At 72.3% G+C, this 22,455-nt stretch carries 17 protein-coding genes and 2 tRNA genes; 9 read left to right on the plus strand and 10 right to left on the minus strand.

Translation table 11 applies throughout. From position 1 onward, the window contains the following. Positions 1-6: 6 nt before the first annotated feature. Together HDA43_RS30285 and HDA43_RS30290 are read right to left on the minus strand one after the other, a co-directional pair. Positions 7-591, minus strand: a complete 585-nt coding sequence (locus HDA43_RS30285) for a GNAT family N-acetyltransferase (protein WP_179827699.1) — start codon at positions 589-591, stop codon at positions 7-9. Positions 592-720: 129 nt separating this feature from the next. Beyond that, the gene (locus tag HDA43_RS30290; protein ID WP_179827702.1) at positions 721-1,083 is read right to left on the minus strand and encodes a hypothetical protein; all 363 of its coding nucleotides are present in this window, start codon (positions 1,081-1,083) and stop codon (positions 721-723) included. Positions 1,084-1,194: 111 nt separating this feature from the next. Here HDA43_RS30290 and HDA43_RS30295 point away from each other — a divergent pair, with 111 nt between their 5' ends. Both HDA43_RS30295 and HDA43_RS30300 read left to right on the plus strand, forming a co-directional pair. Beyond that, the gene (locus HDA43_RS30295) at positions 1,195-1,848 is read left to right on the plus strand and encodes a response regulator transcription factor (protein ID WP_179828826.1); all 654 of its coding nucleotides are present in this window, start codon (positions 1,195-1,197) and stop codon (positions 1,846-1,848) included. Continuing rightward, a complete protein-coding gene (locus tag HDA43_RS30300; protein WP_179827703.1) occupies positions 1,845-2,939 on the plus strand; it encodes an ATP-binding protein in 1,095 nt (364 codons plus the stop codon). Before HDA43_RS30295 ends, HDA43_RS30300 begins: the two co-directional genes overlap by 4 nt. A gap of 85 nt (positions 2,940-3,024) precedes the next feature. Here the strand turns inward: HDA43_RS30300 and HDA43_RS30305 are convergent, their stop codons facing one another. After that, positions 3,025-3,702, minus strand: a complete 678-nt coding sequence (locus tag HDA43_RS30305; protein ID WP_179827705.1) for a response regulator — start codon at positions 3,700-3,702, stop codon at positions 3,025-3,027. Further along, positions 3,699-5,339, minus strand: a complete 1,641-nt coding sequence (locus HDA43_RS30310) for a sensor histidine kinase (RefSeq protein WP_179827707.1) — start codon at positions 5,337-5,339, stop codon at positions 3,699-3,701. The genes HDA43_RS30305 and HDA43_RS30310 overlap by 4 nt, the downstream gene beginning before the upstream one ends. A 102-nt stretch (positions 5,340-5,441) precedes the next feature. Between HDA43_RS30310 and HDA43_RS30315 the strand changes: the two genes are divergently transcribed. From HDA43_RS30315 to HDA43_RS30325, 3 genes are read left to right on the plus strand one after another with little or no spacing between them, the layout of a single operon-like run. Beyond that, positions 5,442-6,446 carry a Bug family tripartite tricarboxylate transporter substrate binding protein gene (locus HDA43_RS30315; protein WP_179827709.1) on the plus strand — a complete coding sequence of 335 codons (1,005 nt, stop codon included), beginning with the start codon at positions 5,442-5,444 and terminating at the stop codon, positions 6,444-6,446. Then, positions 6,443-7,081 carry a tripartite tricarboxylate transporter TctB family protein gene (locus tag HDA43_RS30320; protein WP_179827711.1) on the plus strand — a complete coding sequence of 213 codons (639 nt, stop codon included), beginning with the start codon at positions 6,443-6,445 and terminating at the stop codon, positions 7,079-7,081. The genes HDA43_RS30315 and HDA43_RS30320 overlap by 4 nt, the downstream gene beginning before the upstream one ends. Then, positions 7,081-8,568, plus strand: coding sequence for a tripartite tricarboxylate transporter permease (locus HDA43_RS30325; RefSeq protein ID WP_179827713.1), 1,488 nt, complete (start codon positions 7,081-7,083; stop codon positions 8,566-8,568). The genes HDA43_RS30320 and HDA43_RS30325 overlap by 1 nt, the downstream gene beginning before the upstream one ends. Before the next feature lie 429 nt (positions 8,569-8,997). On the opposite strand, the gene HDA43_RS36555 is transcribed toward HDA43_RS30325, so the two are convergent. The 3 genes from HDA43_RS36555 to HDA43_RS30340 all read right to left on the minus strand — a co-directional run bounded on the left by HDA43_RS36555 (position 8,998) and on the right by HDA43_RS30340 (position 11,268). Continuing rightward, a complete protein-coding gene (locus HDA43_RS36555; RefSeq protein WP_179827715.1) occupies positions 8,998-9,744 on the minus strand; it encodes a serine/threonine-protein kinase in 747 nt (248 codons plus the stop codon). A gap of 1,311 nt (positions 9,745-11,055) precedes the next feature. Further along, a tRNA-Val gene (locus tag HDA43_RS30335) sits at positions 11,056-11,127 on the minus strand. Between the two features lie 69 nt (positions 11,128-11,196). Continuing rightward, a tRNA-Gly gene (locus tag HDA43_RS30340) sits at positions 11,197-11,268 on the minus strand. 336 nt (positions 11,269-11,604) lie between these two features. On the opposite strand from HDA43_RS30340, the gene dusB reads away from it, so the two are divergent. The 3 genes from dusB (at position 11,605) to HDA43_RS30355 (ending at position 15,916) form a co-directional block, all read left to right on the plus strand. Next, positions 11,605-12,726, plus strand: coding sequence for a tRNA dihydrouridine synthase DusB (gene dusB / locus HDA43_RS30345; RefSeq protein WP_179827717.1), 1,122 nt, complete (start codon positions 11,605-11,607; stop codon positions 12,724-12,726). A gap of 278 nt (positions 12,727-13,004) precedes the next feature. Continuing rightward, the gene (locus HDA43_RS30350; RefSeq protein ID WP_218912687.1) at positions 13,005-14,942 is read left to right on the plus strand and encodes a TRAP transporter permease; all 1,938 of its coding nucleotides are present in this window, start codon (positions 13,005-13,007) and stop codon (positions 14,940-14,942) included. After that, positions 14,939-15,916 carry a TAXI family TRAP transporter solute-binding subunit gene (locus tag HDA43_RS30355; RefSeq protein ID WP_179827719.1) on the plus strand — a complete coding sequence of 326 codons (978 nt, stop codon included), beginning with the start codon at positions 14,939-14,941 and terminating at the stop codon, positions 15,914-15,916. Before HDA43_RS30350 ends, HDA43_RS30355 begins: the two co-directional genes overlap by 4 nt. Positions 15,917-15,959: 43 nt before the next feature. Here HDA43_RS30355 and HDA43_RS30360 read toward each other — a convergent pair whose 3' ends face one another. Then, entirely contained in the window at positions 15,960-18,215 is a 2,256-nt protein-coding gene (locus tag HDA43_RS30360; RefSeq protein ID WP_179827720.1) for an excinuclease ABC subunit UvrA, read from the minus strand. 62 nt (positions 18,216-18,277) lie between these two features. Here HDA43_RS30360 and HDA43_RS30365 point away from each other — a divergent pair, with 62 nt between their 5' ends. Then, positions 18,278-19,258: a helix-turn-helix transcriptional regulator gene (locus HDA43_RS30365; RefSeq protein ID WP_179827721.1), complete on the plus strand. Its 981-nt coding sequence runs from the start codon at positions 18,278-18,280 to the stop codon at positions 19,256-19,258. On the opposite strand, the gene HDA43_RS30370 is transcribed toward HDA43_RS30365, so the two are convergent. Both HDA43_RS30370 and HDA43_RS30375 read right to left on the minus strand, forming a co-directional pair. Further along, on the minus strand, positions 19,225-19,740 hold the full coding sequence (locus HDA43_RS30370; RefSeq protein ID WP_179827722.1) for a DUF2087 domain-containing protein: 516 nt from the start codon (positions 19,738-19,740) through the stop codon (positions 19,225-19,227). The two genes, HDA43_RS30365 and HDA43_RS30370, sit on opposite strands and share 34 nt — an antisense overlap. A 142-nt stretch (positions 19,741-19,882) precedes the next feature. Then, positions 19,883-22,378 carry a DEAD/DEAH box helicase gene (locus tag HDA43_RS30375; protein ID WP_179827723.1) on the minus strand — a complete coding sequence of 832 codons (2,496 nt, stop codon included), beginning with the start codon at positions 22,376-22,378 and terminating at the stop codon, positions 19,883-19,885. Positions 22,379-22,455 lie beyond the last annotated feature (77 nt).

The raw sequence follows: 22,455 nt of genomic DNA on the forward strand, positions 1-22,455 counted from the left end.
CCGTCGTCAGCTCGCCGACCCGGCCCGTTCCGCGGTCACCTGTGCTTCGCGCGCCCGCCATTCCTCGGCCAGCACCGACCAGACCTGGATGTCGATGCGACCGCCGTCGCCCGGGTACGCCTGGCGCAGGGTGCCGTCGAGAGACATGCCCAGCCGCTTCGCCGCGTTGATGCTGCGGGTGTTGCGGGCGTTGGTCCGCCACTCCACGCGCTGGATGCCGCGTTCCTTCACCGCCCAGCCGATGATCTGTTCGATGGCGCGGGTGACCAGCCCGCGCCCCTCGGCGGCGGGCTCCAGCCAGCAGCCCGCCTCGCAGACGCCCAGTGCGGGGTCGAACGACACGAACAGCACGCCGCCGACGAGTGTGCCCTCCAGCCAGATCCCCCAGATGCCGCCCGAGTCCCGCGACCATCTGTCGGCGTAGCGCTGCAGCAGGGCGCGGGCCCCGGCGACGTCGGAGGCCGCGAACAGCGGCGACACCCACGGCGTGATGTGCTCTCGCGCCCGGTCCAGGTGGGCGAGGAACTCCTCGGCCCTCCAGGGATCGAGCGGCCGCAGCTCGGCGTGCTCGGTGAGCGGCAGGGCGAACATCCGGCCTCCTGGGGTCATGACGGGCGTCGGGTACGAACGCTAACGGATCATGACCCTGGAGGACACCGGTTATGACGCCCGCCGTCCCGGTGCCCACCATCGTGCCGGACCGGTTCTCCTCCCAGGACCTCAGAAGGGAGGCGCCGGGGCGGGCGGCGCCGCGGGCGCGCCCGGCGGCCGGGAACCCGCCGGCAGCAGCGGCTCGCAGGCCTTCACCGCCGCCCCGTACTTCCGGGACATGACGTCGACGCGTTCTCCCCTGATGTCGAGGTTGACCAGCCCGTCGGAGGAGAACGAGACCTCGGGGAAGCCGGGCAGCCCGTGCGAGCGCATGCACGCGGTGAACCTCCCGGTGCCGCCGGCGGGGTTCCCGGGCGAGGCGGCCGCCACCCCGCCCTTTCCCGTCGCGAGCACCGCGAGCATCACCGCGAGCGCCGCCGCGGCGAGCACCGCGGCGGTGAGAACCCTCCTTTTGACCGTCGAGTCGAACATGATCGCTCCTTTCGGTTCCGTCGGTGCGTCCAGACAAGCCGAGGGCCGGTTATCGGACCGCAACGGCGACGGTCACCCCGCTGTAACCGGGTGACGAGGATGCTGGAGATCATGAGGGTGCTGATCGTCGAAGACCACGAGGAACTGGCCCTGACGGTGGCCACGGGGCTGCGCCGTGAGGGCATGGCCGTCGACGTCGCGCTGGACGGCCACGCCGCGCTCGACCGCGCCTCGGCCAACCACTACGACGTGGTCGTCCTCGATCGGGACCTGCCCGGCCTGCACGGCGACGAGGTGTGCAGGTCGCTGGTCGGCGCCGGTCACCCGGCGCGGGTGCTGATGCTCACCGCCGCCGGGACGATCGACGACAGGGTGACCGGGCTGGGCATCGGCGCCGACGACTACCTTCCCAAACCGTTCGCCTTCGCCGAGCTGGTCGCCCGGATCCGGGCGCTGGTCAGACGGGCCGGCCCGGTGCTCCCGCCGGTGCTCGTCCGTGGTGGCCTGCGGCTGGATCCGGCCACCCGGATCGCCACCCGTGACGGGCGCCGGCTGCCGCTGAGCCCCAAGGAGTTCGCCGTGCTGGAGCTGCTCCTGGCGGCCGGAGGCGCGGTGGTCTCCGCCGAGCAGCTGCTGGAGCGGTGCTGGGACGAGTTCGCCGACCCGTTCACGCAGACCGTGAAGGTGACGGTCAGCAGGCTGCGCCGTAAACTCGGCGACCCGCCGCTGATCGAGACGGTCCCGCAGGCCGGATACCGGATATGAGGCGGACGGTACGGCTGCGCCTGACCCTGCTCTACAGCGGCCTGTTCCTGGTGGCGGGAGCGCTGCTGGTCGCGCTCATCTACCTCCTGGTGGAGTTCTCCCCCTTCCCCGGTCCGCCGGCCGCTCCCGCGTCGCCCGGCGGACCCGTGCCGTCCGTACGGGCGCCCGGGCTGGAGCAGACCGGCCACCTGCGCCGGCTGCTGGTCAACTCCCTGATCGCACTGGTGGTCATGGCGTTCGCGGCGATGCTGCTGGGCTGGCACATGGCCGGCCGTGTGCTGCGGCCGCTGGGGGAGATGACCGCCACGGTCCGGCGCATCACGGCCGACCGGCTCGACCGGCGGCTGGCCGCGTCCGGACCGGACGACGAGCTCAAGGAGCTGGCCGACACCTTCGATGAGCTGCTGGACCGGTTGGAGGCCGCGTTCACCGCGCAGCGGCGGTTCGTCGCCAACGCCTCCCACGAACTACGCACCCCGCTGACACTGCAGCGGGCCATGGCCGAGGTGGCACTCGCCGACCCGGCGGCCGACACGGAGTCCCTGCGGAAGGTCCTGGAACGCGTGCTGGTCGCGGGCAGGAACCAGGAGAGGCTCATCGAGGCCCTGCTCACGCTGGCCCGCAGCCAGCAGGGCCTGCAGCACCGGCAGTCCTTCGACCTGGCCGAGATCGCCGGTCGGGCCATCGGCCACCGCGACGATCAGGGGCCTCGCGTCGAGTCCGTCCTGCGGCGGGCTCCCGGCCGCGGCGATCGCGCCCTGGTCGAGCGCCTGGTCGGCAACCTGCTGGACAACGCTCTGCGGCACAATGTGCCCGGTGGGTGGGTGAGGGTGGAGACCGCCGTACGGTCCGGACATCCCACCCTCGGGGTCTCCAACAGCGGCCCGGTGATCCCGGCCGACCGGCTGCCCGTGCTCCTGCAGCCCTTCCAGCGCCTGGAGGCCGGCCGGAGGGCCGGTGGTGAGGGCCTGGGGCTGGGCCTGTCGATCGTGGCCGCCATCGTCGAGGCGCACCGGGGCACGCTGGAGATCCGTCCCCTTCCGGCGGGAGGGCTCGACGTGAGCGTCACCCTCGACCGTCCCGGTGCCTGAGCGGACCCGTGGCGGACACGCGGCCGGCGTCACGGCCGCCCTCGGCTGACGCCGTCGACGCCGGGGCGAGCGGGGAGCCAGGAGGTCATCGGGGTCGGTCCCACCGGTAGCGGCGTTCCGGGCGTCCCGTGGCACCGTACTTCAGGGAGACACGGACGTGTCCCAGGGCGACGAGATGCTCCAGGTAGCGGCGGGCGCTGACCCGGGAGATCCCCACGCGGGAGGCGCACTCCCCGGCCGACAACGTGCCGTCCGCGGCGCACAGCTCCCGCCGGACCAGCTCGGCCGTCTCCACGCTCATGCCCTTGGGCAGAGCGGGGGAGGGCGACGGCCCGGCCCCGGCGATGACCCGGTCCACGTCGGCCTGGCTGCTGATGACCACGCTGCCCAGGTCGGACCGCCGGGAGGCGTACCGCTCCAGCCGTACGCGCAGGTCGTCGAAGTCGAACGGCTTGAGGAGGTAGCTGTTCACCCCCTGCCGGGCGGCGCCGCGGACCGCCTCGATCTCGCGCGCCGCGCTGATCACGATGATGTCGCAGTCGTGTCCCCCGGCGCGGATCCGGCCGATGACGTCCAGGCCGAAGAGGTCGGGCAGATAGAGGTCGAGCAACACGAGATCCGGGCGCAGCTCGCCGACACGGGTGAGGGCCTGCTCCCCGGTGCCGGCCGTGCCCACCACGCGGAACCCGTCGACCTTGCCGACGAATCCGCTGTTGATCCTCGCGACCATGAAGTCGTCGTCGACCACGAGCACGTCGATCACAGGGACACCTCCAGCAGTTCCCGGGGCACGCGGCCGACGGACATCCGGGCGGTGAACATCGCCCCATCGGCGGTGTTGGTGACGGCCACCTCGCCGCCGCGCCGCCGGCAGACGAGCTGCGTGAGCGCCAGTCCGATCCCGCGCTCGCCCCCCAGGGCGGCCTTGGTGGTGAAGCCCCGGGTGAAGACCTCCCGGGCCAGCTCAGGGGCGACGCCGGGGCCGGAGTCGCGCACCACGATCTCGACGCTGGAGGCGTCCTGACGCAGCTCGACCTCCACCCACGCCTCCGGCTCCCCGCCCGTGGCGCACGCCGCGTCGACCGCGGCCTCGATGGCGTTGTCGACGAGGTTGCCCGTCACCGTGGCCACGTCGGCCGCGTCCACCGGGTCCAGCCGGTCCAGGGTGGTGCGGTCGGACAGCCGGAGCTCGACCCGGCGTTCGGCCGCGAGCGCGGACTTCGCCGTCAGCAGCGCGGCGACCGCGTTGTCGCGGACCCGGGTGGCCAGGGCCAGGTCGAGGGACTCGCGATGCTTCCTCAGCGCCCGGATGTACCGGACGACCTCGTCGTGCTCGTCCACCTGGATCAGGCCCGAGATGACATGGAGCTGGTTGGCGAACTCGTGGGCCTGGGCGCGCAGCAGCTCGGTGGAGCTGCGGAAGGACCCCAGCTCGCGTTCCAGCTGGGCCAGCTCGGTCCGGTCGCGCAGGGTGGTCACCGAGCCGAGGCGCCGGCCGTCCTTGACGACGCTCATCCGGTTCATGACCAGCACCCGCCCGCGGTGGATGACGATCTCGTCGCGGGCCTCCTCGCTCCCGGCCAGCACGTCGTACAGGCGTCCCTCGACGCCGAGAGCCGGCAGGGTCATCCCCACGCAGTGGCCGGGGAGATCCAGCAGCGTCCGGCCCATGTCGTTGACCAGTGTGAGCCGCAGGTGAGGGTCGAGCGCGACGACGCCTTCGGCGATGCCGTGCAGCATGGCCTCCCGATGTTCGGCGAGCCCCGCGATCTCGCGGGGCTCCATGCCGAGGGTCTGCCGTTTGATGCGCCGGGCCAGCAGCCAGGAGCCCAGCACGCCCAGCGCGCTGGCGACCCCCAGGTGGACCAGCAGATAGGACGACGCGCCGACCAGACGCTGCCAGGCGGTGGGAGCGGCGACCCCGATCATCACGGTCCCCAGATGGCGGCCGTGGTTCTTCGGCTCGGCCCCCAGCACCGGGACCTGAGCGACCAGCTCCCGGTTCCCGCCGACCGAGAGGTAGCCGGACCAGCCCCGGGTCCGGGCGGCGCCCGGGGCGCTCAGCGGCAGGGGCGTCCCGAGCAGCGTGGTGTCCGAGGAGCCGACGATCCTGCCGCCGACGTCGGCGATCGCGACGGAGGTGACACCGGACTCGGTGAGCGTGGACTGCACCAGCGGGGCGAGCACCTCGGCGGGCGCCGGCTGGTCGATCTGGTTGCGGACCAGAGGGTTCCACGACAGTTGCTCGGCCAGCGCCGTCACCCGGCGACCTTCGACCCGGTCGAAGGTCGCCTCGGACTGGGCGAACGAGATGGCGCCGACGGCGAACAGCACCACCACGACGATGACGAGCTGCAGGGCCAGCAGCTCGCCCGCCAGGGTCGGGCCACGAGATCTCATGACCACAATGAACTCAATCTCCGCTGCTCACAGAAGGAAGACGGCCTGCTGCCCGACTTGCATAATCATGGCCCGAAACCTCTCACCAGGAAAGAGACGATTGTGAGAAACCGGATCAGCGTCCTCCTCGCCGCCCTGGCGGCGCTGTCGGTCCTGGCAGCCGCGGGCTGCGGCGCGACGGCGGAGAAGGGGGCCGGTACGGCGGCGGGCGAGGGCCCGGTCACCGGACTGCGTCTCATGGTGCCGAACACCCCGGGAGGGGGGTACGACACCACCGCGCGGACGGCGGCCAAGGTCATGGAGGACGCGAAGATCGCTTCGGGTGTCCAGGTGTTCAACCTTCCCGGCGCGGGCGGCACGGTGGGCCTCCAGCGGATGATCAATGAGAAGGGCAACGGCAAGCTGGCCATGCAGATGGGCCTGGGGGTCGTCGGCGCGTCGTACACGTCCAAGTCGCAGGCGACGCTGTCCCAGACCACCCCCCTCGCCAAGCTCATCGAGGAGGCCGGCGCGATCGTCGTGTCGAAGGACTCGCCCTACCGGACGATCGGGGACCTCGTCGCCGCGTGGAAGAAGGACCCGAAGAAGGTCACGGTCGGCGGCGGCTCGTCGCCGGGAGGGCCGGACCACCTGCTGCCGATGCGGCTGGCCAAGGTCGTCGGAATCGACCCCCGGCAGGTCAACTACGTCTCCTACGACGGCGGCGGCGAACTGCTGCCGGCGATCCTCGGCGACAAGGTCGGCTTCGGCGCGAGCGGCTACAGCGAGTTCCTCGACCAGGTCACCGCCGGTCAGCTGAGGGTGCTGGCGGTGACCAGCACAGAGCCGGTCCCGGTGCTGAAGGACATCCCCACCCTCAAGGCGTCCGGCATCGACCTGGTCTTCACGAACTGGCGCGGGGTCGTGGCCCCGCCCGGCATCGGCGACGCCGACCGGCGGATGTGGATCGACGCGCTCACGCGGATGCACGACTCGCAGCAGTGGAAGACCGAGCTGACCAAGCGCGGCTGGACCGACTCCTTCGTCACCGGCGACCGGTTCGCCGCCTACCTGGCCGAGCAGGACAAGAGCGTCGCCTCCATCCTCGCAGAGCTCGGGCTGGCATGAGCGAGCAAGAGCCCGTCCATGGGCACGGCGCGAGCCGCGAGGGCGACCGTACGAGCGTGCGGGCGGACGAGCGGCGCTCACCGGATGAGCCGCCCTCACCGGATGAGCGGCCTTCACCGGACGAGCGGACCTCGCTCGGCGACGGGCCTCGGAGCGGGGACCGCGCGCAGTACGGCGTGTGCGCGTTCCTCGCCCTGCTGGGCGCGCTGGTGATCGTCGACGCCCTCAGCATCACCCCCCTGACCAGCAGTAACGACCCCATCGGCCCCCGTTCGGTGCCGGTGCTCCTGGGTGTGGCCCTTCTGGTGGTCGCGGTCGTGTACGGCGTGGACGTCGCGAGGGGAGGCCGCGGCGAGCCGGAGGCAGGTGAGGACGTGGACCTGTCCACCGCGATGGACTGGCGGACGGTCCTGCTGCTGGCGGGCGCCTTCGCGGCCAACGCCGTGCTGATCGAGCCCCTCGGCTGGGTCATCAGCGGGACCGTCATGTTCTGGGGGGCAGCCTTCGCCCTGGGCAACAGGCACCACGTGCGTGGCCTGATGATCGCGGTCGTGCTGTCGCTGGTCACGTTCTATGTGTTCGCGATCGGCCTCGGGGTCAATCTGCCGGCCGGCGTGCTGCAGGGGATTCTGTGATGGACAACCTCGGCCACCTGCTCGACGGGTTCGTCAACGTGCTGTCCCCGGGCAACCTGCTCATGGCGCTGCTCGGGGTGGTGGCCGGGACCGCCGTCGGGGTGCTTCCCGGCATCGGCCCGGCCATGACGGTCGCGCTGCTGCTTCCGGTGACGTACGGCATGGACCCGACCCAGGCGTTCATCCTGTTCGCCGGCATCTACTACGGCGGCATGTACGGCGGTTCGACCACGTCCATCCTGCTCAACACGCCGGGTGAGTCGTCCTCGGTCATCACCTCGATCGAGGGCAACAAGATGGCCAAGGCCGGGAGGGCGGCGCAGGCGCTCGCGACCGCGGCCATCGGCTCGTTCGTCGCCGGCACCATTGCCACGCTGCTGCTCGTGTTCGTGACGCCGCTGGTGGTCACGTTCGCGGTCGGCCTCGGCGCACCCGAGTATTTCGCGATCATGCTGCTGGCCTTCGTCGCGGTGTCGGTGACGCTCGGCTCCTCGCGTGTGCGCGGCTTCGCCTCGCTGCTGCTGGGGCTGGTGATCGGCCTGATCGGCATCGACGGAGTCACGGGCCGGCAGCGGCTCACGCTGGGAATCCCGCAGCTCGCGGACGGCATCGACGTGGTCGTCGTCGCCGTCGGGATCTTCGCCGTGGGGGAGGCGCTGTGGGTGGCCGCGCACATGCGCCGCAAGGCCATGCCGGTCATCCCGGTCGGCCGGCCTTGGCTGGGCGCCGAGGACTGGCGCAGATCGTGGAGGCCCTGGCTACGCGGTACCGCGCTCGGGTTCCCCTTCGGGGCGCTGCCAGGCTCCGGTGCGGAGATTCCGACCTTCCTCTCGTATGCCGTGGAGAAAAGGCTCGCCAGGCGGCCCGAGGAGTTCGGCCACGGCGCCATCGAAGGCGTCGCCGGACCCGAGGCGGCCAACAACGCCTCCGCCGCGGGAACGCTGGTGCCGATGCTGGCCATCGGACTGCCGACCACGGCGACGGCCGCGGTCATGCTCGCGGCCTTCGAGTCGTACGGCATCCAGCCCGGACCGCTGCTGCTCGAACGGCAGCCGGCCCTGGTCTGGACACTGATCGCGAGCCTGTTCATCGGCAACCTGCTGCTGCTCGTCCTCAACCTGCCACTCGCACCGGCCTGGGCGAGGCTGCTGCGCGTTCCCCGGCCCTACCTGTACGCGGGCATCCTGTTCTTCGCGTCCATGGGGGCCTACGCGGTCAACTCCCAGCCGTTGGACCTCATCCTGCTGCTCCTCCTGGGGCTGCTCGGCTTCGCGATGCGGCGCTTCGGGCTGCCGGTGCTGCCGTTGATCGTCGGCGTGATCCTCGGACCGCGTGCGGAGCTCCAGGGCCGCCGGTCGCTGCAGCTGTCCGGTGGCGACCTGTCGGGCCTGGTCGGTGGCCCGCTGTCCATCGCGATCTACGCCGTTCTCGTGATCCTCCTGGCCTGGCCGCTGATCAAGCGGTTCGTCCCGGGGAGGGCGTTGTGACGGTTCCGGTGCGACGCCTTGCCCGTGGGAAGGCGAGCCGGAGCCGGGTGCACCGTCATGCGGACCCCTTTCCGGTGCCTCTGTGGCTCCAGGCCAGAGGAGAAATGCCCAGGTAAATATGACTTTCGACCCATAAATGAGATAGACAGGAGGAGCAACTTCCCCCGTCCGGCTCACGGCCACCGCCCAGCATCCGCCGACAGGCGCGGAAGAGTCCGCGCCCGGCGTCCGGCCGGAGCGTCCAATGACCAACCGGAAGCCGATCCGTCATGAGCACACACGTCCACGTCCGCCTCAGCCATGGGCTGTCCATGAGCGAAAACGGTGAACTGGTCCGGCTGTCGCGCTGCCGGTGCGGCGCCGCATGGACCACCGCCTACTGGGCCGAGGAAGCCGACGCGGAATAGCCCGCCCCCGGGGCGTCCCGGCTCAGCTGGTGATCGCCATCATCACCTCGGCGGCCGTCGGCCGGTGCCGGGGATCTTTCGCCAGGCACCGCTCCACCGCGCCGCGCAGGGCCGGGGGCAGCACCGACAGGTCCGGATGGTGGCTGACGAGCATCCGGTGGACCTGCGGCAGCGACCCGCCCTCGAAGGCGTCCCGGCCGGTGGCGCCGTAGAGCATGGTCGAGGCCCAGCTGAAGATGTCGGAGGCCGGGCCGACCCGCTCGCCGGAGATCTGCTCCGGCGACATGTACGGCAGGGTGCCCCTGAGATTGTCCGCCGAGGCCATCGCCATCCGGTCCAGCGCCCCGGCGACGCCGAAGTCGATCACCCGGGGCCCGTCCGGACCGAGCAGGACGTTGGCCGGCTTGAAATCCCGGTGCACGATACCCGCGGCGTGGATCCCCTTGAGCGCCGCGATCGTCCCGATCGCCAGCCGGGTCAGGCTGTCGCCGTTCCGGGGACCCTGCTCGTAGACCAGCTTGGCGAGAGAGGGCCCCGGCACGTACTCGGTGACGATGTAGACCAGGTCGTCCACGACCCCGGCGTCGAGGATCCGCGCGGTCGCGAAGGGACGCACCCGCCGGGCCATCTCCGCCTCCCGGAGGAAACGCTCACGCTGACCCGGGCCGCCGACCAGCCTGCCGTGCAGGACCTTGACCGCCACGGACTCGCCGTTCGGGCCCTTCGCCAGGTAGACGGAGCCCTGCCCGCCCGAGCCGAGCTGCCGCACCGGCAGGTACGGCCCGATCGGCGGGAACGGGACGGGCGCCGGACCGCCGGGCGCGATCCGCGGAGGCGGGGGCGTGCCGGGGGGAGGCGGCGGAGCCGGAACGTTCCGCGGGGGAGGGGGCGCGCCTCCCGAAGGCGGCGGAACCGGCGTGCTCCGCGAGGGCGGCGGAGCGCTTCGCGAAGGCGCGCTTTGCGAGGGCGTCCTTCGCGAAGGCGGAGGCACGCTTTGAGAGGGAGCGCTCTGCGAAGGCGGAGGCGCGCTTTGCGAGGGGGTGCTCTGCGGGGACGGAGCCGGGGAAGCCGCCGGGGGCGGGGGAACCACCGGAGGCGGGACGGCGGACGTCCGGGAGGCCGGCGGCTGAGGCGGCGGGGGATACGCCTGGCCAGGAGGCGAGGGGTTACGCGCCGCGTGTCCTGGGCGGCGGAGATGCCCGGAGTCGTCGGGGTGCCCGGAGTGTCCGGGACGGCCCGGAGGTTCGAAGCGTGCCGGACCCGGGGGACGGGGACCCGGCGGGGGCTGCCGGATCGCCGTGGGCGGGCGGCCGGGCGCGAAGACGGCGGGTCGCAGGAACAGCGCGTGCGCCGTGCCGCCCAGCCAGCCCACGAAGGCCCACATCGCCGTGGCCGCGACATACCGGACGCCCCCGCCGCCGGGGAGGCCCGCGGCGATGAAGTAGACCAGCAGCAGCAGGCCGTACGCGCCCGCGGCGAGGGCCGCCGTCCGGCTGCGGAGCCGGGCGGCGGCGTGGCCGATGACGAAGGGGGTGGCGAGTCCGCAGGTGTACAGCGGAGCGAACGCCCAGGCGAAGCTCAGCGGCGTGCTCCGCGGCGCGGGGCCACCGGGCATGCGCCCGCCGAACCCACCGGGCATGCGCCCGCCGAACCCACCGGGTACGCGCCCGCCGGGGACGCCGGGCGCGCGTCCGCCGGGACCGCCGGGCGGTCCACCGGGGCCGGCGGGCATGGGGCCGCCGGGCACTCGCCCGCCGCGGGCACCGGCTCCACCGGGTACGGGGCCGCCGGCTTCACCGGGCAGGGGCCCACCGGGTACGGGGGCACCGGGTCCGCGCCCGCCGCCGGGTACGGGTCGGCCGGCGTCGCCGTGATGGGGAACGGAGGGGCCGCTGGCTGGGGGCACCCTGTGAATGATACGGCCCGCATTCCCGCCCCGGCTCGATACGGCGCACCCTGCCCCGCCCCACGGCCCGGATCCTCTGCCAGATCTTCACCGGCTGGAGAGCGGCGGAGCCGGGGAGGCGGAGGACACCCGGGAAACAGAAAATCCCAGGCCGTCGGCCTGGGATCTCTTGAGTGGACGATACTGGGATTGAACCAGTGACCTCTTCCGTGTCAGGGAAGCGCTCTCCCGCTGAGCTAATCGTCCGCGCCGGGATCGGAACATCGGGCGGTCTCCCGGAGCCGCCGCCTCGCCCCGGGGAGGGGGAGACTTCCGAGCGGAAGACGGGATTCGAACCCGCGACCCTCACCTTGGCAAGGTGATGCTCTACCACTGAGCCACTTCCGCGTGTTTCCGCCGGGCTTTCCGCCCCGCGGCGACGAGAGAACTCTAGCGGGTTTTCCGAGTGGTTGCGTAACCGTCACCCCGCGGGGGGGCGACCGGCGACCCGGTCCGGCGTCCGGGCCCGGTACCGTTCCCGCTCCGCCGGGAGCCGTCCGGCCGGGAGCCGTCCGGTGGGGAACCGTCCGGTGGAGAACGGACCGGTGAGGAACGGTCCGCGCGGGAGCCATCCGATCGGGAACCGGCCGGTGGGGAATGGCCCGCCCGGGAGCCGTTCCGCGCGGGAGCCGTTCCGGCCGGAGCCGATTCGTACCGACGCGCGCCGTACGGTAGAAACACGAGGTGGAGTCATTGAAGCTGGGAGCGCTCGAGGTCTGGCCGCCGGTGGTGCTCGCGCCCATGGCGGGGATCACGAACGCGCCGTTCCGCACACTCTGCCGCGAGCAGGGCGGCGGGCTGTTCGTCTGCGAGATGATCACCACGCGGGCGCTGGTGGAGCGCAACGCCAAGACGCTCAAGATGATCCGGTTCGCCCCGCAGGAGAAGCCCCGGAGCATCCAGCTGTACGGGGTCGACCCGGTGACCGTCGGCCGGGCCGTCCGCATGATCGCCGACGAGGACCTGGCCGACCACGTCGACCTCAACTTCGGCTGCCCGGTGCCCAAGGTGACCCGGCGGGGCGGAGGCTCGGCGCTGCCGTACAAGCGCAACCTGCTGCGGGCCATCCTGCGCGAGGCGGTGCGCAACGCCGGGACGCTCCCGGTGACCATGAAGATGCGCAAGGGCATCGACGACGATCACCTGACCTACCTCGACGCGGGGCGGATCGCCGTGGAGGAGGGCGTCTCGGCGATCGCGCTGCACGGCCGCACCGCGATCCAGCACTACGGCGGGACCGCCGACTGGTCGGCCATCGCCCGGCTGAAGGAGGCGGTGCCGGAGATCCCGGTGCTCGGCAACGGTGACATCTGGAGCGCCGGCGACGCGATGCGCATGATCGCCGAGACCGGGTGTGACGGCGTCGTCGTCGGCCGGGGCTGCCTGGGCCGCCCGTGGCTGTTCGCGGACCTGGCGGCGGCCTGCGAGGGCCGGGACGACCGCGCCCGGCCCACGCTGGGCGAGGTGGCCGCGACCATGGACCGGCACGCGACCCTGCTGGCCGAGGCGTTCGGCAACGAGCAGCACGCCGTGGCCGACTTCCGCAAGCACGTCGGCTGGTACCTCAAGGGCTTCGTCGTCGGCGCCGATCTGCGCCGCGGTCTGGCCACCTCCTCCACCCTCGCCGGGCTGCGCGAGGGGCTGGCCGAGCTCGACGCCGCCCAGCCCTGGCCCGACGGGGCCGACACCCCGCGCGGCAAGACCAACCCGCGCGACCGGGTCCACCTGCCCGCCGGCTGGCTGGACGACCCCTACGAGATGGCGGTTCCCTGCGCCGACGCCGAGACCGACACCTCGGGCGGCTGACCGCCCGTCTTTTCCGGGGTTGCCCGCCGTCACCGATCCGCCCTGCTCCGTCCCCGCCTTCCCGGAACGGCCTCGCTCCTCCCCGCCCGCCGTTCGGAGGCCGCCGCCGTTCGAAGGCCACCGCCGTCCGGGACGCCCGTTCGCCGTCCGGGACGCCCGTTCGCCGTGCGGGGCGGGCGAAGGACGTGATCGTAATGTGATCTTCTCTTGACTGGCCGCCGTCGGCTTCCCGGGTATCCACTGTCAGTGACCCGGCGGCTCACGGCTGGAGACGGCGTTTGACGGAGACCACGCCCACGGGGACCGGTACGGCGGACGACCTGATCGCCGAATTCGACGCCGAGCGGCCGGCCCGGCGCCTGACCGGCCGCCTGGCCGCGGCCGTCACGGTCGTCGCGCTCTGCCTGTCGCTCTACGTGCTGTACCAGGTGTTCCGTCCCGGGCAGGTCCTGCCGTACCGGATGCTCTTCCTCGCGGTCGTGCTGCCGCTGACCTTCGTCTGCTACCGGCCGGGGCGGCGCGGCGGGGCCCGCCCGGGGGTCGCCGACTGGGCGCTCGCCGCGCTGTCCCTCGCGGCCTGCCTGTACCCGCTGATCGTGTTCGGCGACTTCATCCGGCGGGCCGCCGACCCCACGACCCTCGACGTGGCGGTGGGCGCGGTCATCGTGCTGCTGGTGCTGGAGGCGTGCCGGCGCACCGTCGGATGGATCCTGCCGGCCGTCTGCCTGGTCTTCCTGGCCTACGCCTACTACGGCGGCTACCTGCCCATCGACTGGGTCGTCGGGCACCGCGGCTACGACATCGACCGGATCATCGTCGCCTCCGTGATGGGCACCGACGGCGTGTACGGCGTGCCGCTGGACGTGGCGGCCACCTACATCATCCTGTTCACGATCTACGGGGCGGTCCTCGACCACTCCGGCGCGGGCAGGTTCTTCGTGGACGTCTCCCTGGCCGCCTTCCGCCGCTCCCGCTCGGCGCCGGGCCGTACGGTCACCCTCGCCGGGTTCCTGCTCGGCACGGTCAGCGGCTCGGGCGTCGCGACGACGGTGAGCGTGGGCAGCGTCGCCTGGCCGATCCTGCGCCGGGCGGGCTACCCGCCGGAGCAGGGCGGGGGAGTGCTCGCCGCGGCGGGCATCGGCGCGATCCTGTCGCCGCCCACGCTGGGCGCGGCGGCGTTCATCATCGCCGAGTACCTCCGGGTGAGCTACCTGACGGTGCTGGTCTACGCGACGATCCCCACGCTCCTGTACTACCTGGGCATCTTCCTGGCCATCGAGATCGACGCCCGCAGGTACGGCACGCGGACGGTCGAGGTGGACGCGCCCCGCCTGTGGCCGCTGCTGCGCCGCTTCGGCTACCACTTCAGCTCGCTGTTCGTGATCGTGGTGCTGATGGCGCTGGGCCAGTCGCCGTTCCGCGCGGTCGTCTACGCCACACTGCTGGCCTTCGCGCTGTCCTTCCTGGACCGCGACCACCGGCTGACCCCGCGCCGGGCGGCCGACGCGCTGGCCGCCGGCACCACGGGGGTGCTGCCGGTCGCGGCCACCTGCGCCACGGCCGGGCTGATCGTCGCCGTCGTCACCCTGACCGGCCTGGGCCTCAAGGCCGGCTCGCTGATCGTCGGCGCCTCCGGCGGGCAGCTCCTCCTCACCGCCCTGCTGTGCGCGCTGGCGGTGCTGATCCTGGGTCTGGCCGTGCCGGTGACCGCGTCGTTCGTCATCGCGGCGGTGATCATCGGGCCCGCGTTGACCGGCCTCGGGGTCACCCCGGCCGAGGCGTACATGTTCATCTTCTACTACGCGGTGCTGTCGGAGGTCAGCCCGCCCACGGCGCTGTCGGCCTTCGCGGCCTCGGCGATCACCGGCGGCAACGCGCACCGGACCATGCTGGCCACCTGGAAGTACACCCTGCCGGCGTTCCTGGTCCCGTTCGCGTTCGTGCTGACCCCGGCCGGCTCGGCGCTGCTCGCCCAGGGAGGGGCCGGGGAGATCCTGGCCGCCGCGGCGGTCTCGGCGCTCGCCGTGGCCGCGCTGGCCGCCGCCACCGGCGGCTGGCTGGCCGGTCCCGCCGGGCCGGCCGAGCGGGCGCTGTGCGGGGTGGCCGCCGTACTGCTGCTGTTCCTGTCGCCCCTCCCGGCCCTGGCCGGGGCGGGCGTCCTCGTCCTCGCCATCGCACTGCATCTCGTCACACGAGCCCGGGAGAGACGATCATGACCTTCAAACGCGTGGCGGCCGCGCTGGCCGCCGGGGCGCTGGCGCTGACGCTCGGCGGCTGCGGCGGCGACCGGTCGGCCGAGCGGGGGACGGGCGGGACCACCGCCCGGGGCGGGCGGCTGTCGATCGCCACCGGCAACACCACCGGCGTCTACTACGTCCTGGGCGGCGGCCTGGCCGACCAGATCGGCAAGAACCTCCCCGGCTACCAGGCGACGGCCGAGGCGACCGGCGCCTCGGTGGAGAACATCCGGCGGGTGGTCAAGGGCGACTCCGACATCGCCTTCAGCCTCGCCGACTCGGCGGCCGACGCGGTGGCGGGCAAGGGGGCGTTCACCTCCCCCCAGCCGATCCGCGCGATCGCCCGCCTGTACGACAACTACACGCAGGTCGTGGCCACCACCGACTCCGGCGTGAGGTCCGTCGCCGACCTCAGGGGCAAGCGGGTCTCCACCGGCTCGCCCAACTCCGGCACCGAGGTCATCGCGCTGCGCATGCTCAAGGCGGCGGGCCTCGACCCCGAGGCGGACGTCACCCGCCAGTCGCTGGGCCTGCCCGAGAGCGTGCAGGGCATCAAGGACGGCACCCTCGACGCCCTGGTGTGGTCCGGCGGGCTGCCCACCCCCGGCGTCACCGACCTGCTGACCAGCATGAAGGACGAGGTCGCCTTCATCCCGCTGGACTCCGTGCTGGAGCCGATGCGGGCCGAGCACGGCCCGGTCTACGCCGCGGGCACCATCGCCAAGGACGTCTACGCCACCCCGGCCGACGTGCCCACGATCGTCGTGCCGAACCTCCTCGTCGTGAACGAGAAGATGGACGCCGGGCTCGCGGGCGACCTGGCCGGGCTGCTGTTCGACCACAAGGCCGAGCTGGAGAGGGTCCACCCGGCGGCCAGGGACATCACCCGGGAGAACGCCCCGAAGACCGACCCCGTGCCGCTGCACGACGGCGCGAAGAAGTACTACGGCTGACCGGTCCGCGGTACGGCGGTCCACCCGGCCCGGCGCCGGCGCGTCAGCTCGGCCGGGTCAGGTCGCGGCGCAGCTCCTCGGCGGTGACGGAGCCGGTCGCCTCCAGCAGCGACCGGGGCGTGCCCTCGAACACGACGGTGCCGCCCTGGTCGCCGCCGCCGGGCCCGAGGTCGACGACCCAGTCGGCGCTCTTGACCACGTCGAGGTCGTGCTCGATGACGATGACGGTGTTTCCCGCGTCCACCAGCCCGTCGATGATCGTGATCAGCCGCTCCACGTCCGCCATGTGCAGGCCGGTGGTGGGCTCGTCCATCACGTAGACGCCGCCGCTCCGGCTGAGCTCCCCGGCGAGCTTGATCCGCTGGCACTCGCCGCCGGACAGGGTGCTGAGCGGCTGGCCGAGCCTGAGGTAGCCCAGTCCCACCTCCTCGATCGAGCGCAGCACCCGCCGCGGCTTCGGCTCGGTGAAGAACTCCGCGGCCTCGCTAACCGTCATCTCCAGCACGTCCGAGATCGACCTGCCGCGCAGGGTGTGCCGCAGCACCTCCTCCTGGAAGCGCCGCCCGCGGCAGGTCTCGCACACCGACGTGACGCCGTCCATGAAGGCCAGGTCGACGTGGATCACGCCGAGCCCCTGGCACGCCGGGCAGGCGCCTTCGGAGTTGAAGCTGAACAGCGCCGGGCTCGCCCCGCTCGCGGCGGCGAACAGCTTGCGGATCTCGGTCATCAGGCCGGTGTAGGTGGCCGGGGTGGAGCGGATCGACGTGCCGACCGCCGACTGGTCGACGACCACCGCCCGCGGGTGCGCGGCCAGGAACGCCTCGTTGACCAGGCTGCTCTTGCCGGACCCGGCGACCCCGGTGACGACGGTGAGCACCCCGGCGGGGAAGGAGACCGTGACGTCCCGCAGGTTGTTCACGTTCGCGCCGGTGACGGTCAGCTCTCCGGACGGCGTGCGGAAGCCCTCCTTGAGCGGCCGGACGCGGCGCAGGTGCCGTCCGGTGAGGGTGTCCGCCTCGCGCAGGCCCGCGACGCCGCCCTCGTAGACGATCTCGCCGCCGTGCGTCCCGGCGCGCGGGCCGACGTCCACCACGTGGTCGGCGATCTCGATGACGTCGCGGTCGTGCTCCACGACGAGGACGGTGTTGCCCTTGTCCCGCAGCGCGCGCAGCAGCGCGCTCATGTTCGCCACGTCGCGCGGGTGCAGCCCGATGGTGGGCTCGTCGAAGACGTACGTCATGTCGGTCAGGCTGCTGCCGAGGTGCTTGACCATCTTGATCCGCTGTGACTCGCCGCCGGAGAGGGTCGCGGTGGGCCGGTCCAGGGTGAGGTAGCCCAGACCGATGCCGACCATGTGCCGCAGCCGGTCCAGGAGGGGCGGGACCACCGCCGCCGCGACCGGGCCGTCGATCCCCTGGACGATCCCGACGAGGTGGCGGATCTCCAGCGCGGACAGTTCGGCGATGTTGCGGCCGTCGATCCGGCAGGCCAGCGCCGCCGGGTTGAGCCGGGCTCCCCGGCACGCCGGGCACGGCCGGGTGGAGGTGAACGTCATCACCTCCGCCCGCCGGGACGTCTGCTCGCCGTCCCGGTTGACGTAGAGGCGGTCGAACTTGACGACCAGTCCCTCGAACTTCTGCGGGACCGTGCCGCCCCGCGTCTCGAAGGAGACCGTCGTCCCGCCGCCGTGCAGGAACAGGTCCCACTCCTCGGGGGTGTAACCGGTCAGCGGCTTGTCGTTGTCGAACAGGCCGGAGGAGGCGTAGGTCTTCCAGTACCACGTGCCGACCCCGAAGCCCGGCAGCAGGATCGCGCCCTCGTTGAGGGACCTCGTCCGGTCCAGCGCCCGGTCCAGGTCCAGCGCCACCTTCCGGCCGACGCCCTCGCACTCCGGGCACATCCCGGCCGGGTCGTTGAAGGAGAACGCGTTGGAGTAGCCCGCGGGCGGCGTGCCGACGCGGGAGTACAGCAGGCGCAGCAGGGTGTGGATGTCGGTGACCGTCCCGACGGTGGAGCGGGAGTTGCCGCCGATGCGCTGCTGGCCGATGACGACGGCGGCCGACAGGCCCTCGATGTGGTCGGCGTCCGGCCTGCCGTACTTCGGCAGGCGGTTGCGGACGAACGGGGGGAAGGTCTCGTTGAGCTGCCGCTGCGACTCCGCGGCGATCGTGCCGAACACGAGAGACGACTTGCCCGACCCCGAGACGCCGGTGAAGACCGTGATCCGCTGCTTCGGGATCTTCAGGGAGACGTTCCTCAGGTTGTTCTGCCGGGCGCCGGTGATCTCGATGTGACTCATGCGGGTGACGCTACGAGGAGTCGCGGTCAGGTTCCGGCCGCGATCGGTGGGATCGTGAAGACATGAGCGACACCACGGGACGGACGCTCCGGCTGCTGTCACTGCTCCAGGCGCACCGGGAGTGGCCCGGGGCCGAGCTCGCCGAGCGGCTGGGGGTCAGCCCGCGCACGCTGCGCCGCGACGTGGACCGGCTGCGGGAGCTGGGGTATCCCGTCCACTCCGTCAGCGGCCCGGCCGGGGGATACCGGCTGGAGGCCGGGACCGCGATGCCGCCGCTGCTGCTCGACGACGAGGAGGCGGTGGCCATCGCGGTGGGCCTGCGGACCGCGGCGGCCGGCACGGTGGCCGGGATCGAGGAGACCTCGGCCCGCGCCCTGGCCAAGCTGGAGCAGGTCCTGCCCTCCCGGCTGCGCCGCCGGGTGAACACCCTGCACACCCAGACCGTGGCGCTGCCCGGCGCGCTGCCCCGCCCCTGGCCGGCCGTCGACGCCGAGACGCTGGCGGTCCTGGCGCAGGCCGCCCGCGACCGCGAGCGCCTGCGCTTCGGCTACCGGGACCGCGACGGCGCCGAGAGCGCCCGCCTGGCCGAGCCGTACCGGCTGGTGTCCGCCGGGCGGCGCTGGTACCTCGTCGCCTGGGACACCGGGCGGGAGGACTGGCGGACCTTCCGGGTGGACCGGATGACCGCCCCGCGGGCGGTCGGCGTCCGCTTCGCCCCGCGGGAGCCGCCCGAGGGCCACATCGAGCGCTCCATCGTCGCCCCGATCAGCCGCCACCGGGCGGTGGTCACCCTGCACGCGCCCCTGGAGGTCGCCGCCGACCGGATATGGCCCTCCGATCACGTGCGGCTGGAGGCGGTCGACGAGCGCACCTGCCTGCTGCGCACCGGGGGCGACTCGCTGGAGTGGCTGGCCCTGACCATCGGCCTGCTGGATCTGGACTTCACCGTCCACGAGCCGCCCGAGCTCGCCGACCGGATGCGGCGGCTGGCCGGCCGGCTACGCGCCGATCAGGGTTCGACCGAGCCGCCGGAGCGCCAGTAGACGTTGTTCTCCCTGCTCAGCATCCCCTCGTCGACCAGGTAGCGGCGCAGCGCCGCGAAGTCGTCGTGGAAGGCGCGCAGCGCGACGTCCACCTCCTTCTCCGGGTAGCGGACCCCCGGCTCGAAGACCTGGGCGATGTAGTCGAGCACGATGAGCTGCTTGTCGCGCTTGGTGGGGATCGCCCGCAGCCGCCCGTCCACCAGGAACGACCGCAGCACCTTCTCCTCGGGCGAGGACGGCTCGGCGGGCTTGGCCGTGGTGTGCAGCAGCTCACGGAACCGCTCCCTGCGCACCGTCCACCCGCCGTCGTCGTCCCGTACGGCCAGCCCGCCGCGTTCCAGCCGGTCCAGCGCCCGCCGTAACGCCTCCTTGCCGAGGCCCGAATCCTCGGGTTCGCCGTTCAGCGTCAGCGCCGCCAGCGTCCGCAGCGTGTCCTCCTGGTAGAGCAGGCCCAGCACCTGCCTGATCGCTTCGTCGTTCATGTCCCCTATTCTGTCGGCCCCGCCGGGTTCCTCCGGCCGCGCCGGAACGGCCGGCGGGACCGCGCGGGGGACGGCGGCGGACCCGCCCCGGGGACCGGGAGCACGCCGCCGTCCGGAAGCCGCAGGGGTCGGCCAGAGACGATCAGAGACGGTTCAGGCCGGTGACGTGGATGACGGCGCGGCCCTCCTCGTCGGAGGCGGCGAGGTCCACCTGCGCGTCGATGCCCCAGTCGCCGTCGCCCGCCGGGTCGGCGACGACCTGGCGGACCCGCCAGAGCTCCTTCTCCTCCTCGATGCGCAGCAGCGCCGGGCCGCGGGCGTCGGGGCCGGTGCCGACCTCCTCGTGCTCGTCGTAGTAGGCGTCGAGGGCGGCCGGCCAGTCGACGTCGGGAGCCAGCTCGGCCAGCTCCTCCTCCCTCTCCAGGGCGATCAGCTCGATCAGGCGGAACATCGCGTTGCGGACCAGCACCCGGAAGGCGCGCGGGTTGGCGGTGACCGGACGCGGCCTGGTCTCGATCTCCTCCTCGGCCTCCCGCTCCGGGTCGGGGTTGGCCAGCTTCTCCCACTCGTCGATCAGGCTGGAGTCGACCTGGCGGACCAGCTCGCCGAGCCACTCGATGAGGTCGACGAGGTCCTCGGTCTTGAGGTGCTCGGGGATGGTGCGCGACAGCGTGCGGTAGGCGTCGGCGAGGTAGCGCAGGACCGTGCCCTCGGAGCGGGACAGGTCGTAGTACTGGACGTACTCGGCGAAGGTCATCGCCCGCTCGTACATGTCGCGCACGACGCTCTTCGGGCTGACCGTGTAGTCGCCGACCCAGGGGTGGCCCCGGCGGTAGGTCTCGTAGGCGCCCAGCAGCTCGTCGGCCAGCGGCATCGGGTAGGCGACCTCGGCCAGCAGCTCCATCCGCTCCTCGTACTCGATGCCGTCGGCCTTCATCTGCGCCACGGCCTCACCCCGGGCCTTGTTGAGCTGCGCCGACAGGATCTGACGGGGGTCGTCGAGGATGGACTCGATGACCGAGACCGCCTCCAGCGCGTAGGTCGGCGACTCGGTGTCCAGCAGGTCCAGGGCGGCCAGCGCGAAGGTGGACAGCGCCTGGTTCAGCGCGAAGTCCTCCTGCAGATCGACGGTCAGACGCGCCCTGCGGCCCTGCTCGTCGGGCTCGGCGAGCTGCTCGACCACGCCGCCGGCCAGCAGCGACCGGTAGATCGCGATGGCCTGGCTGATGTGCCGCCGCTGCCACTTGCGGTCCTCGTGGTTGTCGGTGAGCAGGTGCTTCATCGCCGCGAAGCAGTCACCGGGGCGGTTGATCACCGCGAGCAGCATCGCGTTGGTGACCTTGAAGCGGGAGCCGAGCGGCTCAGGCTCGGCCTGCTGCAGCTTCTCGAACGTCTCCTCGCTCCAGCCGACGAAGCCCTCCGGCGGCTTCTTGCGGGCGTAGCCGCGCCGCTTCTTCGGGTCGTCACCGATCTTGGCGAGCGCCTTCTCGTTCTCGATGACGTGGTCGGGGGCCTGGCAGACGACGTAGCCGATCGTGTCGAAGCCCGCCCGGCCGGCCCGCCCGGCGATCTGGTGGAACTCCCGGGCGCGCAGCCGGCGCACCTTGGTGCCGTCGTACTTGCTCAGCGCGGTGAACAGCACGGTCCTGATCGGCACGTTGACGCCGACGCCGAGGGTGTCGGTGCCGCAGATGACCTTCAGCAGGCCCGCCTGGGCGAGCCGCTCCACCAGCCGGCGGTACTTCGGCAGCATCCCGGCGTGGTGGACGCCGATGCCGTGCCGTACCAGGCGGGACAGGGCGCGGCCGAAGCGGGTGGTGAAGCGGAAGTTGCCGATCAGCGCGGCGATGGCCTCCTTCTCGGCCTTGCTGCACATGTTGATGCTCATCAGCGCCTGAGCCCGCTCCATGGCCGAGGCCTGGGTGAAGTGGACGACGTAGACCGGGGCCTGGCCGGTCGCGAGCATCTCCTCCAGCGTCTCGTGCAGGGGGGTGAGGCGGTAGGAGTAGACCAGCGGGACCGGACGCTCGGCGTTCTTGACCACCGCGGTGGACCTGCCGGTGCGCCGGGTGAGGTCCTCCTCGAACATGCTGACGTCGCCCAGCGTCGCCGACATCAGGATGAACTGCACGTGCGGCAGCTCCAGCAGCGGCACCTGCCAGGCCCAGCCCCGGTCGGGCTCGGCGTAGAAGTGGAACTCGTCCATCACGACCTGGCCGATGTCGGCCTGGGCGCCGTCGCGCAGCGCGACGTTGGCGAGGATCTCGGCGGTGCAGCAGATGATCGGCGCGCCGGGGTTGACGCTGGCGTCGCCGGTCATCATGCCGACGTTCTCGGTGCCGAACAGCGCGCACAGGTCGAAGAACTTCTCCGACACCAGCGCCTTGATCGGGGCGGTGTAGAAGGTGCGCACGTCCCGGGTGAGCGCGGTGAAGTGGGCACCGGCCGCCACCAGGCTCTTTCCCGATCCGGTGGGCGTGGCCAGGATCAGGTTGTTGCCGGAGACGACCTCGATCAGCGCCTCCTCCTGGGCGGGATAGAGGGTGAGCCCCCGCTCGGAGTTCCACGCGACGAACGCGTCGAAGATGGTGTCGGGGTCGGCGTCTATCTCTTCTGGCAGGCGATCTACAAGGCTCACGGTTCAATACTGCCGAAGAACCGGTGGTGGTCGGACCAGCGGGGGCGGCGGATCGGGTCACGTTTCGAGCGGAGGCG

Origin of the sequence: Streptosporangium sandarakinum (assembly GCF_013409935.1) — a bacterium.
In the GTDB taxonomy this organism is placed as follows: Bacteria; Actinomycetota; Actinomycetes; order Streptosporangiales; family Streptosporangiaceae; genus Streptosporangium; species Streptosporangium nondiastaticum.

Excerpts from the sequence above, each read along its gene's own strand:
- HDA43_RS30285 (WP_179827699.1), bottom strand. The coding sequence starts at position 591 with ATGTTCGCCCTGCCGCTCACCGAGCACGCCGAGCTGCGGCCGCTCGAT.
- HDA43_RS30290 (WP_179827702.1), bottom strand. The coding sequence starts at position 1,083 with ATGTTCGACTCGACGGTCAAAAGGAGGGTTCTCACCGCCGCGGTGCTC.
- HDA43_RS30295 (WP_179828826.1), top strand. The coding sequence starts at position 1,195 with ATGAGGGTGCTGATCGTCGAAGACCACGAGGAACTGGCCCTGACGGTG.
- HDA43_RS30300 (WP_179827703.1), top strand. The coding sequence starts at position 1,845 with ATGAGGCGGACGGTACGGCTGCGCCTGACCCTGCTCTACAGCGGCCTG.
- HDA43_RS30310 (WP_179827707.1), bottom strand. The coding sequence starts at position 5,339 with ATGAGATCTCGTGGCCCGACCCTGGCGGGCGAGCTGCTGGCCCTGCAG.
- HDA43_RS30320 (WP_179827711.1), top strand. The coding sequence starts at position 6,443 with ATGAGCGAGCAAGAGCCCGTCCATGGGCACGGCGCGAGCCGCGAGGGC.
- HDA43_RS30325 (WP_179827713.1), top strand. The coding sequence starts at position 7,081 with ATGGACAACCTCGGCCACCTGCTCGACGGGTTCGTCAACGTGCTGTCC.
- HDA43_RS30355 (WP_179827719.1), top strand. The coding sequence starts at position 14,939 with ATGACCTTCAAACGCGTGGCGGCCGCGCTGGCCGCCGGGGCGCTGGCG.
- HDA43_RS30360 (WP_179827720.1), bottom strand. The coding sequence starts at position 18,215 with ATGAGTCACATCGAGATCACCGGCGCCCGGCAGAACAACCTGAGGAAC.
- HDA43_RS30365 (WP_179827721.1), top strand. The coding sequence starts at position 18,278 with ATGAGCGACACCACGGGACGGACGCTCCGGCTGCTGTCACTGCTCCAG.
- HDA43_RS30370 (WP_179827722.1), bottom strand. The coding sequence starts at position 19,740 with ATGAACGACGAAGCGATCAGGCAGGTGCTGGGCCTGCTCTACCAGGAG.